A 13,689-nucleotide genomic window follows, 5' to 3' on the forward strand; every position below is an offset into this window, starting at 1 on the left:
CGCTCATCAGGCTCCTCCCAGAGCCTTGAATCACGCAACGCCTAAACCCGCTACCGCTTTATGAGTTCGTGACCTAGTCTGGGGAAGCTTCCCCAGCGACAGGAGACGCTGCCATGACCGCGACCTCCCGCCTTTTCGCCGCCGCCGGCCTCGGCGGCGCCGTCGTCCTTTCTGCCCTCGCCGTCCCCGCACTCGCCCATCATGGCTGGAGCTGGGCCGAGGCGGAGCAGATGACGCTCCGGGGCACCATCAAGACCATCTCCATGGCCCCGCCCCACCCCTCGCTGCAGGTGACGGCGAGCGACGGCGCGGTGTGGCAGGTGGACCTCGGCAATCCCCGCCAGACCTCCAATTCCGGCTTCACCGGCAACACCGCCAAGCCGGGCGACGCCATCACCGTGCTCGGCAACCGCAACCGCGATGCCTCCAAGCCGCACATGAAGGCGGTGCGCATCACCATCGCCGGCAGGAACTACGACATGTACCCGGAGCGCATCACCAACTGAGCGCCCCGATGGACCTTCTCGCGGCTCTCGGCGGATGGCCCGGCGCGCGCTGGCTGCAGGGCTCGGGCATCGCCTATCTGTTCGTGAACGCCGCCCACATCCTCGGCATCTCGCTGCTGCTGGGCAGCATCCTCACGCTGGACCTGCGGCTGATTGGCGGGCTGCGGAGCGTGCCGCTGGGGGTGGTCGGGCCGCTGCTGTCGCGGGTCGCGGGAAGCGGCCTCGCGCTGGCGCTCGTCACCGGACTGTGGCTATTCAGCGTGCGGCCGGCAGAATATGTCGCCAACCCCGCCTTTCTGGCGAAACTCGCCCTGCTCGCGGCAGCGCTGGCGAATATCGGCGTGCAGCACGCCAACCCGGCCTATCGCCGGGCGCTCGACGGCGCGCCGGTCAGCGCCGGGGTGGCGCTGTCGGCGGCGGCGTCCGGCCTGCTGTGGCTGGCGACGCTGGTCGCGGGACGATGGATCGGCTTCGCCTGAGCGGAAACCGCCTCCCCCAAACGCTCCCTCGCCCTGACCCCCGCCCGCCTCCAGCTCTTTGACTTGACGCATTCTCTTCACGCGAACCGGTGTCCACCTCGCCCGAAAATGCTCTAGAGTGCCGGCCTTTCCCGCCTCGAATCCCGTGCCATCATCATGAACGCCACGACCTCCCCCGCTCCCCGCACCGGCGCCCGCATCCTCGTCGACACGCTGCTCGCCAACGGCGTGACCCGCGCCTTCGGCGTGCCGGGCGAGAGCTATCTCGACGTGCTCGACGCGCTGGCCGACACCGAGGTCGAATTCGTCGTCTGCCGGCAGGAGAGCGGCGCGGCGATGATGGCGGAAGCCTCGGGCAAGCTCACCGGCCGGCCGGGCATCTGCTTCGTCACGCGCGGGCCGGGCTCGACCAATGCGAGCGCGGGCGTGCACATCGCCCAGCAGGATTCGACGCCGATGATCCTGTTCGTCGGCCAGATCTCGCGCTCGATGCGCGGGCGCGAGGCGTTTCAGGAGGTCGATTACCGCGCCGTGTTCGGTCCGCTGGCCAAATGGGCGGTGGAGATCGACGAGGCGGCGCGCATTCCCGAGATCGTTGCGCGCGCCTTCCGCGTCGCCCTTCAGGGACGCCCCGGCCCGGTGGTGATCGCCCTGCCGGAGGACGTGCTGAGCGAGATCGCCACGGTGCCGGACGCGCCGGCGGTGGGGCCGGCCGAAACCTGGCCGGGGCTCACCGACATGATGCGCCTGCAGCGCCTGCTGTGGGCGGCGAAGCGGCCGGTGATGATCCTCGGCGGCACCCGCTGGAACGAGAAGGCGGTGGCGGCAGTGACGCGCTTCGCCGAGCGCTTCGACCTGCCGGTGGCGGTGTCGTTCCGCCGGCAGATGCTGTTTCCCGCCGACCATGCCTGCTTCGCCGGCGACATCGGCTTCTCGGTCAACCCGAAGCTCATCGCCCGGCTGAAGGAGGCCGATCTCGTGATCCTCGCCGGCGGGCGGCTCGGCGAGGTGCCCTCGCAGGGCTACAGCCTGTTCGGCATTCCCGACCCCGGCGTGCCCTTCGTGCATGTGCACGCCGACCCGGACGAGCTGGGCCGTGTGTACCAGCCGACGCTCGCCATCAACGCCTCGTCGGGCGCCTTCGCCGCCGCGCTAGAAGGCGTGCAGCCGCCGCAGGAGCTGGCGTGGCGCGCATGGCGGGAGGCAGCGCGGGCGGATTATCTCGCCTGGACCGAGGAGCCGCCGGCCAATGCCGGCCCGGTGCAGATGGCGACGCTGGTGCGCTATCTCCGGGGGCTGCCGAAGGACGCCGTCATCTGCAACGGGGCCGGCAATTTCGCCATCTGGGTCCACCGCTTCCACCGCTTCCGCGCCTACGGCACGCAGCTCGCCCCGACCTCCGGCTCGATGGGCTACGGCCTGCCGGCCGCCGTGGCGACGAAGATCGCCGATCCGGCGCGGACCGCCGTGGCGGTGTGCGGCGACGGCGACTTCCTGATGACCGGGCAGGAATTCGCCACCGCCGTCCAGTACGGCGCGGCGATCGTCGCCGTGGTGGTGGACAACGGCATGTACGGCACCATCCGCATGCACCAGGAGCGCGAATATCCCGCGCGGGTCTTCGGCACCACGCTGAGGAACCCGGACTTCGCCGCCTATGCCCGCGCCTTCGGCGGCTTCGGCGTGACGGTGGAGACGGACGCGCAGTTCGTGCCGGCGCTCGAGGCGGCGTTCGCGGCCGGCGTGCCGGCCATCGTGCATGTGAAGCTCGACCCGGAGGCGATCACGCCCACCACCTCGCTCAGCGCGCTGCGCGAAAAGGCGCTGGCGGCACGCCCGGCAGGCTAGCGGGCGCTATTCCGGCGGGCGGTGGATCGGGTCGACCCAGTAGACCGCCTCCGGCTTCTCCACCGGCTCGACATCGGTGATGTTCACCACCACCGCCTCATTGTCGGAGCGCACCAGCACGCAGTCGAGCGGCTGGTCGGGATCGGCGTTGATCTCCTGATGCGGGACGTAGGGCGGTACGAAGATGAAATCGCCCGCCTCCGCCTCGGCGACATATTCCAGCCGCTCGCCCCAACGCATGCGGGCCCGCCCGCGCACGACGTAGATCACGCTTTCCAGCGCCCCGTGATGGTGCACGCCGGTCTTGGCGTTGGGCTCGATCGTCACCGTTCCGGCCCAGATCTTCTGCGCGCCAACGCGCGCATGGTTGATCGCCGCCTGGCGGAACATGCCGGGGGTCTGCGCGGTGTTGGGATCGAGCCGGTCGCCCTTGATGACGCGCACGCCGTCATGCTTCCAGCGCTCGTCATGGGTGTGATCGTGGGCGTGATCTTGGGGATGATGGGCGTGGTCGTCGGCCATGGCGTCCTCCGGTTTTGAATCAGCCTAGGACGACGGCCGCCAGCAGGAAAGTCAGGTCGCCTCGTAGGGCACGACGGTGACGCCGGCACGGGCGAGGCGGCGATAGAGCCGGCGCTCCTGCACCAGCGGCCACCAGTCGAACAGGAAGATCTCCATCGGCCGCCAGTTGGCGACCCAGCCGAGGATGACGAGCCCTTCCATCACCACCTCGGCCAGACGGGAATGGGGGAAGAGGTTCACCAGCGACTGACCGGCGACAAGGCAGAGCGCCAGCACGACGAGCCCGACAAAGAGAGCCTTGCGGCCGACGCTGAACAGCTTGGCCAGCTCCCCGCTGCGGCGCTCCGCCTGATGGGCGAAATGCTGCTGCACGATGGTCGGCAGGCTCTGCGCCACGGCGCCGGCCGCCTGCGCCGCCGGCAGATGGACGGCGATGGCCAGATGGGTGTTCGGCGGCACCTCGCCGGCATGCTCGCAAATGTATTCGTCGACCTCCCCGTCGAGCCCGCGCTCGCGGAACGGGAAAGGATCGAGCATGTCGAGAAGCTGCTGGGGATCGTCCACGCGGAGGTCGATCTGCCCCTTGCGTCGCTTCGCCATGTCGCTGTCTCCGGCCGCACCGGGCTCCGTCGGGGGAACCGGCGCGGCCGGCATTCAGGATGGCGGGTCAGGCGGCGCCCTTGGCCAACTCGCCGGAGAGCGCCCGGGCGATCAGCGCCCGCGTCTCCGGTATGCCGTAGGCGGCGACGAAACCACCGAAGCGCGGGCCTTCCTTCTCGCCGAGCAGCAGCTCGTAGAGCGCGCTGAACCAGGCGAAAGACACGCCCGGCCCGCCCTCGGGCCCCTTGCGCTTGTGGTCCTGATAGCGCGGTTCGGCGCGGCCGACATCGAGCACGGCGTTCTGGATCGCGTCGCGGCGATCGAGCGTATCCTGACCGTCGAGCAGGGCCAGCGCCGCGTCGAGACGGGCCAGCGCCTGCGCCTCCACCTCGTCCGGCGCGCGGAAGACGCGGCGCGGCTTCACGCGGTCGATGAAGTAGCGCACGGCGTAGCCGGCCAGCTTGTCGACGGTCGGATGCGTCTCGGGTGACGTGCCCGGCGCATAGCGCTCGATGAAGCGCCACAGCACCGCCTTGTCCTCGGCATTGGAGGCCGAGGCGAGCTTGAGCAGCAGGCCGAAGCTGAGCGGCAGCTCCTCCACCGGCGGGTTGCCGGAGTGGATGTGCCAGACCGGGTTGCCGAGCCGGTTCTTCCAGTCCTGCGAGGGGTAGCGCGCGAGGAAGCTGAAATACTCGTCCACCGCCTTCGGGATGACGTCGAAGTGCAGCTTCTTGGCCGAGCGCGGCGACTGGAACATGTAGAGCGCCAGGCTTTCCGGGCTCGCATAGGTCAGCCACTCGTCGATGGTCAGGCCGTTGCCCTTGGACTTCGAGATCTTCTGGCCGTTCTCGTCGAGGAACAGCTCGTAGACGAAGTGCTCGGGCGCCACGCCGCCGAGGATCTCGCAGATCCGGTCGTAGATCGGCGCGTTGGTCTGGTGATCCTTGCCGAACATCTCGAAATCGACGTCGAGCGCCGCCCAGCGGGCGCCGAAATCCGGCTTCCACTGGAGCTTCACATTGCCGCCGGTGACGGGAATGGTCTTCTCCACCCCGTCCTCGTCGGTGAAGGTGACGGTGCCCGCCTTCGCGTTGACTTCCTTCAGCGGCACGTAGAGCACGCGGCCGGAGGTCGGCGAGATCGGCAGGAAGGGCGAATAGGTCGCCTGCCGCTCCTCGCCGAGCGTCGGCAGCATGACCTCCATGATCGCTTCGTACTTCTCGGCCGCCTTCAGCAGCACCGCGTCGAGCTTGCCGGAAAAATAGTAATCGGTCGCGCTGGCGAACTCGTAGTCGAAGCCGAACGTGTCGAGGAAGCGCCGCAGCATGGCGTTGTTGTGGTGGCCGAAGCTCGGATAGTCGCCGCCGAACGGGTTCGGCACCTTGGTGAGCGGCATCTGGAGATAGGGACGCAGCGCGACCGGATCCGGCACGTTCTCCGGGATCTTGCGCATGCCGTCCATGTCGTCGGAGAAGCAGAGCAGCCGCGTGGGGATCTTGTCCTGCGTGAGCACGCGGAACGCGTGGCGCACCATGGTGGTGCGCGCCACCTCGCCGAAGGTGCCGATATGCGGCAGTCCCGAAGGGCCGTAGCCTGTCTCGAACAGGACCTCGGCTTTGGGTTTCCGCTTCAGACGCTCGACGATCTTGCGGGCTTCCTCGAACGGCCACGCGCCGGCATTCTCCGCCAGCTCATGCAGTTCGGCTGCAACATCCTCGACCTGAGCGGTCGCCGTCATGATCTGCCCTCCTGGGCTTTGTCGACACAAATAGCGGCAAAGGGCGCCCTACCGGCGCCCGGACGCATGCTCTAGGTAGTGCGGCAGGCGGCGTCAATAAATGCGCGTCAATAAACGCTGATGGGGAACCAGCGCAGATAGAGGTCGGTATAGGCCCCTTCCTCCCAGAGCTGGGCGAGCGCGTAGTTCAGCGACTGGCGCAGCGCATCGTTGCCGCGCTTGACCGCGATGCCCATGCCTTCGCCGAAATAGAGGCTCTCGGTGAAGGGCCCTCCGACGAAGCGGCAGCAATTGCCGGAGCCGGTGCCGTTGAGCCAGAGGGCGAGCTGGACGCCATCGCCGAAGACGAGGTCGACCTCGTTCTTCTGCAACGCGACGCGCGCCGCCTCGGCGTCGGGATAGGGCCGGATGGCGATCTCGCCGAAGAAATCGCGCAGATAGGCCTCATGCGCGGTGCCGGCGACGACACCGACCTTCTTCGAGGCGAGCGCGTCCGGCGTGACCTCGGCGAGCGCGTCGCCACGCGAGCCGACGAAGCGGGCCGGCGAGCGGAAATAGCGGTCGGTGAAATCGATCTGCTCGCGGCTCGCCGGGGTGACGGCGATGCCGCCGATGGCGGCGTCCGCCTTGCCACTCTCCAGCGCCTCGACCAGCGCCTCGAACGGCACGATCTCCAGCGTGCAGCGAATGGCGAGCTCGGTGCAGATGGCGCGGGCGACATCGACGTTGAAGCCGGTGGGGCGGCCATCCTCGCCGCGAAAGCTGAAGGGCGGATAGTCCTCGGTGGCCACGAAGCGGATCTGCGTCGGCAGGCGCGTGACGTCCGGCCGCTCCGGCCGGCGCTTGGGATCCCAGAAGCTCGGCACCACGACGGAAGGCGTTCCGGCGGCCGGCGGCGCCGGTAGCGCGGGAGCGGGCTGGGCCGCTGCCGGCGGGGCGGCTGCAGGCTGGGCGGCCGGAGACTGGGCGGCCGCAGGCCGGGCCAGCGCGCCCCCGACCAGACAGGCGAGCGCGACGCCAAGGGCAAGGCCAATGCGCCCGGCACCGGGAGATTTGCTTACTGTAGTAAGATACCGCACACTCGCCTCGTTCGTCGTCCGGCTCCGGCCGCGCCGCAGCGAACTTCTACCGTCTCGGTGTCGACTAGGCGAGGGGGCCGCTCATGACGCCAGTGACGAGCCGGGCGGAATCCGCGCCGCGGACCGCCGATCCGTCGCGCGCGCTGCCGGCGGAGGCGGCGGCAATGGCCGGCCGGCTGTCGGCCGCCGATATCCATTACACGCGCCGGCGCGCGCGCCGCCTCGATGTCGGCGTCGACGAGGTGCTGCTCGCCAGCGGGGTCGCCTCGTCGGATGAACTCGCCCGCGGCGCCGCCCGCACGCTGGGCGTCGGCTTCGAGCCGCTGGAGGCGGGGCCCGCCACCTCCCCTTCCCGCCTGCACGACGACGACATGGCGGCGATGCTGCGCACGGGGCTGACGCGCCGCGCCGACGGGCGGCTCGTCGTCGCCGCGCGTGGGCTTGCCCTCCGGCGGTTCGCCACGGACCTCGCGCGGGATCCCCGGCTACGGCAGCGGGTGGCGCTGACGAGCCCGGAACGGCTGGCCGCGCTGGTGCGCCGGCGCTTCGAGGTGCAACTCGGCTGGCGGGCGGCCTATCGCCTGCGCGAGCGCCGCCCCGATCTCTCGGCCGGCACGCTCGGCGCCTCCCGCAGCGGCCTCGCGCTCGGCATCCTCGCGCTCGCCGCGCTGTTCCTGATCGTCAACGCGACGTCCATCGTCGGCACATGGGTCATGGCGGTGCTGTTCAGCCTGGTGCTGCTCGGCGGCGCGATCCTCCAGCTCACCGCCTGCACGCTCGCGCCCCAGGCGCCCACGGCGCCGCTGCGGCGGGACCACGCCCTGCCCTATTACACGCTGATCGTGCCGCTCTATCGCGAGGCGCGGGTCGTGCCGCAGCTTCTCGACGCGCTCGCGGCGCTCGACTATCCGCGCGAGAAGCTGCAGGTGCTGCTGGTCATCGAGCCCGACGACGCGGCGACGGCGGCGGCGCTTGCCCTGCACGCCGGCCGGCCCGGCTTCGAGGTGGTCGTCGCGCCCGATGCGGGGCCGCGCACCAAGCCGAAGGCGATGAACGCCGCCCTGCCCTTCGCGCGCGGCACGATCATCGGCATCTACGACGCCGAGGACATGCCCGAGCCGCTGCAATTGCGCGAGGCCTGCGCGGTGTTCCAGCGCGACGGCGGCGAGCGGATCGGCTGCGTGCAGGCGCGCCTCGCCATCGACAATCTGGCGGACGGATGGATCACCCGGCAGTTCGCGGCCGAGTACGCCGCCTATTTCGACGTGATGCTGCCGATGCTCGGCGCCTATGGCCTGCCGCTGCCGCTGGGCGGCACCTCCAACCATTTTCGCCGCGAGGCGCTGGAAGGGGTCGGCGCCTGGGACCCGTTCAACGTCACCGAGGACGCCGATCTCGGGGTGCGGCTCGCCGCCGCCGGCTGGCGGACCGCCGTCATCGCCTCGACCACGGACGAGGAGGCTCCCCGCCGGCTGCCGGCGTGGATGCGCCAGCGCACACGCTGGTACAAGGGATGGATGCAGACGCTCCTCGTCCACTCCCGGCATCCGCGTCGGCTGGTGCAGGGAACGGGCCTGCCGGGCGCGGTGGTGCTGGCGCTGCTGCTCGGCGGCGGGCTGACGGCCGCGCTGCTGCACCCTTTTCTCGGCTTCGTGCTGCTGCTGGACCTCTGGCGCCCGCCGGAGGCGATCCCTTCCCGGGCGACGCAGTTCCTCGACGCGGTCTGGCCCTGCGTGCTGCTCGCCGGCTATGGCAGCGCCGCGCTCTCGACGGCGATCGGCATGCGGCGGAGACAGGTGCCGGGGATCGCGCGCGTTCTAGCGCTGATGCCGGTCTACTGGCTGATGCTGTCGGCCGCCGCGTGGCGCGCGCTCTTCCAGCTCATCGTCGCGCCGCACCGCTGGGAGAAGACCGAGCACGGCCTGGCGCGCACCTCGCGGCGGCGCCCGCGCCTCCTCCGGCGGATCGCCGTCAGAGGTAGCGGCGCAGGTCCTCGGCGGCCTCGGCGGGCGGGCGCTTGAGATTGAACGGGGCGACGAAGCTGCCGTCCTTGCCCATCAGATAGACGATGGCGGTGTGGTCCATCGTGTAGTCCTCGCCCTGCGTGGGCACCTTCTTGGCGTAGGCGCGGTAGGCCTTGATGACCGCCGCGACCTGCTCAGGCGTGCCGCTCAGCCCCTGGATGCTGGGGTGGAAGCTGCCGAGATAGGACTTCATGACCTCCGGCGTGTCGCGCTCGGGATCGACGGTGATGAACAGGCCGGTGACCTTGCGCGAGTCCGGCCCGAGCGCCTCGAAGAGCTGGGACATCTCGAACAGCGCGGTCGGGCAGATGTCCGGGCAATGGGTGAAGCCGAAGAACACCAGCGTCGGCGCGCCGAGGAAGGTGTCCTGCGTGACCTTCTGCCCGTCCTGGTCGGTCAGCTCGAACGGCCCGCCGATGGTGGTCTGGGTGGACACGGCGGTCGGGGTCTGCGGCAGCAGCGCCAGCGCGCTGGCGACGATGACGACGGCACCGACCACGAAGGCGGCCAGCAGCAGGAGAACGCGACGATTGGACATGGCGACCACGAAGGAGGGTTCGGGGGCAAGGGTTGCCGGAGCGGCACCCCGCTTTCAGAAACAATAGGCGATACCGGCGGCCAGCATGTCGAAGAAAACGGCCGCACCGTGACGCGCCCACAGGCCGATCGCCGCACCCAGCAGGGCAACGGCGCCGATCATCGCCACCCAACGGCCTGTCGTTCCGCTTCCCGACGAACGAACAGCCATGAATTCCTCCATGTCATTTTCGTATACCATACGCAAACTTTGTCGGGCCGAGCACATTTTTCGCAGGTTCGCTCGGGTTGCACGTGCCACGAAATAGTATTCTACTTGATCTGGGCTCGCATTCCTCAGAATGACGGGCGGGGCAAAACGCAATTCCGCGACCACCTTACGGTTGTGGAAGCGTAAGCCGGATGGATGGACCATTCGGAATGGTGCGGACGGGACGGACGAACAGGAGCGGCTCCGACCCGCAGGTGGCGGGAACGGACGCGCACAGGGTCGGCGATGGCTCCATCGCCGGGCTGCTGGACGCCACGCGCGACGGCTTCGCCGTGTTCGACGACCAGGACCGTCTGGTCTTCCACAACCGCCGCTTCATCGAGCTTTTTCCCTTTCTGGAACCGCTGGGCGACCTGCAGGGACTGACCTTCTTCGCGCTCGCCTCCGTGCCGGACGGCGAGATGAGCCGGGTCGCGAACCGCGACGGCTATGTCGCCGAACGGCTGCGACGCCACGCGGACGCCGACGGCAAGCCCTTCCTCATCCCGCTGGAGGACGGCGGCTGGGTGCAGGTGCGGGAGAACCGCACCCCGGAGTTGTGGACCGTCGCCACCTGGTCGGACGTCTCGCATCTCAAGGCCGCCGAGGCCCGGCTGCACGAGGCCATCGACGGCATCGCGGCGGGCCTCGTCCTGCTCGATGCGGAGGAGCGGATCGTGCAGACCAACAGCGGCCTGCGGCAGATGCTCGCCGGGTCGAACGCCTCGCTGGAGCCCGGGCGCCGCCTGTCGGACGTGCTCGACGAGGCCTCGGCGAACGGCTTCTTCGCCCATCAGGCCGGAGGCGCGGTCGGCGCGCTGCGGCGGGCGGCGGCGAAGAGCGGCGAGCGGCCGGTCGAGATCCCGCTGCGCGACGGCGGCTGGATCCTGGCGAGCCACAACCCGCTGCCCGGCGGCGGCTCGGTCGGCATCTGGACCGACCTCACCGCCCAGAAGAAGCGCGAGGCGGAACTCGTCGCCGTGCGCGAGCAGCTGCGCCAGCACACCGAGGCGCTGGCCGATTTCGCCCGCCTCATCGCCCAGCAGGCCCGCCACGACATGCTGACCGGCCTGCTCAACCGCTTCGCGCTCGAGGAGCGGCTCGACCAGCTGCAGCGCGACGGCGAGACCGGCACCTTCTGGGTCGGCGTGATCGACGTCGATCATTTCAACGGCATCAACGACGCGGTCGGCCACGCCGCCGGCGACGACCTGCTGCGCGATATCGGCCGCTTCCTGCGGGCCCAGTTGCGGGCCGACGACACGCTGGCGCGCATCGGCGCCGACGAATTCGCCATCGTGCTGACCGGCCTCGACGAGGCGGAAGTCACCGGCATCGCCAACCGGCTCAACGCCGCCCTCCAGACCCACCCCTTCCGCGCCGGCGGACATCGCCTGACGCTGACCGCCAGCATCGGCCTGACGCTGGCGCAGCCCGGGCAGACGCCTTCGGGCCTGCTCGCCGCCGCCGACACGGCCTGCCGCGTGGCCAAGGAAGGTGGGCGCGACCGGGTGCAGCTCTACGATCTCGGCGATCCCAAGGTGCACACCACGCACCAGCGGGTGGGCTGGGCCGAGCGCATCCGGCTGGGGCTGGAACTGAACCGCTTCCGGCTGCACCTGCAGGCCATCGTCGATACCCGGCAACGCGTGTGCGGCTACGAGGCGCTGATCCGGCTCATCGACAGCGAGGACGTCTCCTACAGCCCGGCGCAGTTCCTGCCCGCGGCGCGCCGGCTCGGCCTGATGGGCCGCATCGACAACTGGGTGTGCCGCCAGTGCGTCGACTTCGCCATGCAGCTGCTGGCGCGCGGCGAGGAACAATACGTCTCGATGAATCTCGGCGTGCACACGCTCGCCAACACCGCCTTCCAGCGCAAGCTGCTGGACCTCATCGCGGCCAATCCGGGGATCGAGAAGGCGCTGCGGATCGAGATCACCGAGACCGACGAGATGTACGACGCCGCGCAGGTGGCGAGCTTCCTCTCCGCGCTGCGCACGCACGGCCTGCACGTCTATCTCGACGATTTCGGCAACGGCTACAATTCCTTCGAGGCGCTGAAGCAGCTTCCGGTCGATGGCATCAAGATCGACTGGACGGTGACACGCGACCTGCTGAACGACCCGATCGACGAGGCGCAGATCAAGGCGGCGGTCTCCATCACCAGCTCGCTCGGCCTCGAACTCGTCGTCGAGGGCGTGGAGGAGGAAGAGCAGCTCGCGCGGCTGAAGGAGCTCGGCGCCACGCTGTTCCAGGGCTTCTATTTCCACCGTCCGGTCGGCGCCGAGACGATCTTCGCCTGAGCGGCGCCGACGGGGCGACGCCTCACCCGCGCGGAGCCTCACCCGCGCGGAGCCCTCAATAGCCGCGCGCCGGATCGACCTCGTGCAGCGGCGCGAGCCCCTGCCGCACCCGCCGGATGCTCTCCGCCACGTCCCGCGCCGCGAGCGCCGGCACCGTGATGCTCGCCATGTGCGGGGTGATCAGCACGTTGTCGAGCGACCAGAGCGCGTGGCCGGCGGGCAGCGGCTCGGTCTCGAAGACGTCCAGCGTGGCCTCGGCGATGCGCCCGGCACGCAGCGCCTCGATGAGCGCCGCCTCGTCCACCAGCGCGCCGCGCGCGACATTCACGAATTTCGCGCCGTGCGGCATCAGGGCCAGCTCGCGCGCGCCGAGCAGATGATGGGTGTCGCCGGTCAGCGGCACCATGCAGACGAGGATCTCGCTGCCCGCCAGCACCTGCTCCAGCCCCTCGCGGCCAGTCAGCGAGGTGACGCCCTCGATGCGCTTGGGCGTGCGCGACCAGCCGGTGACGGTGAAGCCCATGGCCGCCAGCGTGCGCGCCGCCGCGCCGCCGAGCTCGCCCAGGCCGAGAACGCCGACCCGGATCTCGGACAAGGCGCGCGGATGCACATACTCCCACTCCCCGCGCCGCTTGGCCCGCTCGAAGACCGGAATGTCGCGCGCATAGCGCGTCACGGCGAAGACGACATAGCTCGTCATCATCGCCACCATGCCGGGATCCGACAGGCGGGAGAATTTGACCGGCACGAGATCGTCGCGCCGCACCAGCGCGTCGACGCCGGCGCCGAGATTGGTGACGAGCTGGAGATTGGGAAAGCGCGCGAAGAAACCGGCGGGCGGCGCCCAGGCGAGCGCATAGCGGATGTCGGCGGGATCGCCGACGTCGGGATCGGCGCGGAAATCGAGATCGGGCAATTCGGCGGCAAGCGCCGCGCGCCAGGCGGCGGCATCATCCACGGCACTATAGAAAACGAGGGCGTCCCTGCTCACGCGAAGCCTCCAGCCTTTCCGGTCGACCTGACCAATCCCATACGGCGCGCATCCTAGCGGGGGGATCGCGCCGGGCGGAACGCGTCATAACAGAAATCGGGAACGCGCTGGGGAACGCGTCGTTCAGCGCTCGAGCGGCAAGCCAAGGATCTATCGGAGGGGGACGCTGGAGCGGGCGAAGGGAATCGAACCCTCGTATGCAGCTTGGGAAGCTGCCGTTCTACCATTGAACTACGCCCGCTCAGGTGGCGGCACCATAAGGGGGCCGGGGTGCCGCTTCAAGTGGGTTCGAGACGCGCCATGACGGATAAGAACGCGATCGCCGAACCACGGGCACCGGCCGGCGATCGGGTGTCCGTGCCCCGCCGGCAGTGCGGTGGCGGCCATGCCGGCGACGGGGATCCTCCGAAGCTGTGGACAACGCCAGGCGAGCGGAAAACCCCTGCGTGGCCGCGCCTTTCGCGATGCCAAGCCGCGTTGCCCTTGAACGCCTCGACCGCCCTCCTACATAAAAATGCAATGTGACCGATTCGGCGGGATTGACAGATCCGAGGGGCTCCCCCTATAAGGCGCCCATCGACGCGGCGCCACCGCAACGGCGGGTTCGGCGCTCCTCTGATGTTCTTCTCGACGAGATGGTCGTTAAAGCGACCGGCAAGTCGCCGGACGAAGAGGTGTCGATTGCCCTAAGGGTGTAGCCCATAGGGTGAGGGACGCAAGTCCCTGACGTCCGGTCTTCGGGTCGGATGCGCGAATTGAGGCTTCGGCCTCGTTTCGAGACTTCGGTCTCATGGGGCCTGCGTGCTCCGGCT

The 13,689-nt window shown here is 69.5% G+C and carries 12 protein-coding genes and 1 tRNA gene; 5 read left to right on the top strand and 8 right to left on the bottom strand.

Going from position 1 to position 13,689, the window contains the following annotated elements; genetic code table 11:
- Positions 1-113 precede the first annotated feature (113 nt).
- From FO470_RS19350 to FO470_RS19360, 3 genes are all read left to right on the top strand, one after another.
- Entirely contained in the window at positions 114-506 is a 393-nt protein-coding gene (locus tag FO470_RS19350; protein WP_246659648.1) for a DUF6152 family protein, read from the top strand.
- Between the two features lie 8 nt (positions 507-514).
- A complete protein-coding gene (locus FO470_RS19355) occupies positions 515-985 on the top strand; it encodes a DUF6644 family protein (RefSeq protein WP_144344643.1) in 471 nt (156 codons plus the stop codon).
- A gap of 156 nt (positions 986-1,141) precedes the next feature.
- On the top strand, positions 1,142-2,833 hold the full coding sequence (locus tag FO470_RS19360; RefSeq protein ID WP_144344644.1) for a thiamine pyrophosphate-binding protein: 1,692 nt from the start codon (positions 1,142-1,144) through the stop codon (positions 2,831-2,833).
- 6 nt (positions 2,834-2,839) lie between these two features.
- On the opposite strand, the gene FO470_RS19365 is transcribed toward FO470_RS19360, so the two are convergent.
- The 4 genes from FO470_RS19365 to FO470_RS19380 all read right to left on the bottom strand — a co-directional run bounded on the left by FO470_RS19365 (position 2,840) and on the right by FO470_RS19380 (position 6,772).
- Positions 2,840-3,355 carry a cupin domain-containing protein gene (locus FO470_RS19365; RefSeq protein WP_144344645.1) on the bottom strand — a complete coding sequence of 172 codons (516 nt, stop codon included), beginning with the start codon at positions 3,353-3,355 and terminating at the stop codon, positions 2,840-2,842.
- 51 nt (positions 3,356-3,406) lie between these two features.
- Positions 3,407-3,955 carry a hypothetical protein gene (locus tag FO470_RS19370; protein ID WP_144344646.1) on the bottom strand — a complete coding sequence of 183 codons (549 nt, stop codon included), beginning with the start codon at positions 3,953-3,955 and terminating at the stop codon, positions 3,407-3,409.
- A gap of 67 nt (positions 3,956-4,022) precedes the next feature.
- Positions 4,023-5,693: a lysine--tRNA ligase gene (locus FO470_RS19375; protein WP_144344648.1), complete on the bottom strand. Its 1,671-nt coding sequence runs from the start codon at positions 5,691-5,693 to the stop codon at positions 4,023-4,025.
- A gap of 107 nt (positions 5,694-5,800) precedes the next feature.
- Positions 5,801-6,772 carry a transporter substrate-binding domain-containing protein gene (locus tag FO470_RS19380; RefSeq protein WP_418655071.1) on the bottom strand — a complete coding sequence of 324 codons (972 nt, stop codon included), beginning with the start codon at positions 6,770-6,772 and terminating at the stop codon, positions 5,801-5,803.
- Positions 6,773-6,855: 83 nt separating this feature from the next.
- On the opposite strand from FO470_RS19380, the gene FO470_RS19385 reads away from it, so the two are divergent.
- On the top strand, positions 6,856-8,793 hold the full coding sequence (locus FO470_RS19385; protein ID WP_144344650.1) for a glycosyltransferase: 1,938 nt from the start codon (positions 6,856-6,858) through the stop codon (positions 8,791-8,793).
- Here the strand turns inward: FO470_RS19385 and FO470_RS19390 are convergent.
- Positions 8,744-9,334: an SCO family protein gene (locus FO470_RS19390; RefSeq protein WP_144344651.1), complete on the bottom strand. Its 591-nt coding sequence runs from the start codon at positions 9,332-9,334 to the stop codon at positions 8,744-8,746. The two genes, FO470_RS19385 and FO470_RS19390, sit on opposite strands and share 50 nt — an antisense overlap.
- A gap of 54 nt (positions 9,335-9,388) precedes the next feature.
- Positions 9,389-9,556, bottom strand: a complete 168-nt coding sequence (locus FO470_RS19595) for a hypothetical protein (protein WP_186292038.1) — start codon at positions 9,554-9,556, stop codon at positions 9,389-9,391.
- Positions 9,557-9,798: 242 nt separating this feature from the next.
- On the opposite strand from FO470_RS19595, the gene FO470_RS19395 reads away from it, so the two are divergent.
- On the top strand, positions 9,799-11,886 hold the full coding sequence (locus FO470_RS19395; RefSeq protein ID WP_186292036.1) for a putative bifunctional diguanylate cyclase/phosphodiesterase: 2,088 nt from the start codon (positions 9,799-9,801) through the stop codon (positions 11,884-11,886).
- Positions 11,887-11,941: 55 nt separating this feature from the next.
- Here the strand turns inward: FO470_RS19395 and FO470_RS19400 are convergent, their stop codons facing one another.
- A complete protein-coding gene (locus tag FO470_RS19400) occupies positions 11,942-12,877 on the bottom strand; it encodes a 2-hydroxyacid dehydrogenase (RefSeq protein ID WP_144344653.1) in 936 nt (311 codons plus the stop codon).
- A gap of 167 nt (positions 12,878-13,044) precedes the next feature.
- A tRNA-Gly gene (locus FO470_RS19405) sits at positions 13,045-13,118 on the bottom strand.
- Positions 13,119-13,689: the final 571 nt, after the last annotated feature.

Origin of the sequence: Ancylobacter moscoviensis (genome assembly GCF_007559435.1) — a bacterium.
GTDB classification, from domain to species: Bacteria; Pseudomonadota; Alphaproteobacteria; order Rhizobiales; family Xanthobacteraceae; genus Ancylobacter; species Ancylobacter moscoviensis.